Annotated in this window: 1 pseudogene; it reads left to right on the forward strand. The window is 39.0% G+C overall.

From position 1 onward, the window contains the following. Window positions 1-67 precede the first annotated feature (67 nt). Window positions 68-910 (forward strand): annotated as a pseudogene (locus tag Q0138_RS02345) (3-dehydroquinate synthase II); the annotation flags it as partial. Window positions 911-1,251: the final 341 nt, after the last annotated feature.

Raw genomic sequence — 1,251 nt, forward strand, 5'->3', positions numbered from 1 at the left:
TTTAATATTAATTAATTAAAATTTAATTTAATTTATTTTATTTAAAAAAAACAAAGGAGATTAACCATTGCCAAATAAATTCGCTTGGATTATGTCCCCAAAGACTTCTTGGGACGATAAGAAAGAATTAATCACAACAGCGCTTGAATCCGGAATTGACCATATTGTCGATTTGGAAGATGGTGAAAACATAAGAAAAGTAGGTAACTTTAAAATTATTTCACAGGATGAGGATGCTGATATCTATTTAGTTGGTGTTGATGGTGAAGGAGATGGAACTCTTGAACTTAAAGACAATTTAAATGAATCAGCAGATCTTGCAAAGGCTAAGGAAGCTAAAAATGTAGGAAAAACTGTATGCGCCTATATAGAAATTACTGATAAATTGCATGAGCAATTGGCAGTAAGTCTTGGTAAAGTTGTTGATTATATAATCCTTGTTGGAACCGACTGGACAATAATTCCTCTTGAAAATATCATAGCAGACCTGCAGAAGGAAAATGTTAATCTGATAGCTGCTGCAAGAGATGCCAGTGAGGCACAGGTAGCTATGGAAACCTTGGAAGTAGGTACAGATGGTGTGATATTTGAAGCAAAAGACTTTGGACAGATAAAGGAAATTGCAAATCTTATTGATGATCTTTCAACAGAAAGCTATGTCCTTAGGGATTTGACAATTACAAATCTTGAACCGGTTGGCTCAGGGGATAGGGTATGTATTGATACAACCACCATGATGAAACCTGGAGAAGGCATGTTGGTAGGTTCATATTCAAAAGCCATGTTCTTTATTCACAGTGAAAGCTTGGAAAGTGAATATGTAGCATCCCGTCCTTTTAGAGTTAATGCAGGTCCTGTTCAGGCTTATGTTATGGTTCCAGGTAACAAGACAAGGTATCTTTCAGAATTGAAGGATAAGCGGCGACCAGTTTGGCGGCAAGCTCCTCTTCAGGCATCTTGCATCCGTCGATCAGCCAGTACTTGGCCATGCATGTGTTTGCATATGCCACATAGCGCATGGCAAAAAGTTCATCTTCTCCCACGGAAGAAGTACGCTCTTTCATATACAGAGCCATCGTTCTGACGATATAGTCAAAATAGTGTTCCACCAGTGGCACAGGACCTCTGTCCGTGAAAATCGCAAGATAGTACTGCCGGTATGTACGGATGTCTTCCAGATACAGGATAAGGATCTCCGACCAGTCTTTATTGATATTGTCCCAGAGCAGACGCTCTCCGTCATAGTTGAAA

It is taken from the genome of uncultured Methanobrevibacter sp. (assembly GCF_937906425.1).
Taxonomy (GTDB): domain Archaea; phylum Methanobacteriota; class Methanobacteria; order Methanobacteriales; family Methanobacteriaceae; genus Methanobrevibacter.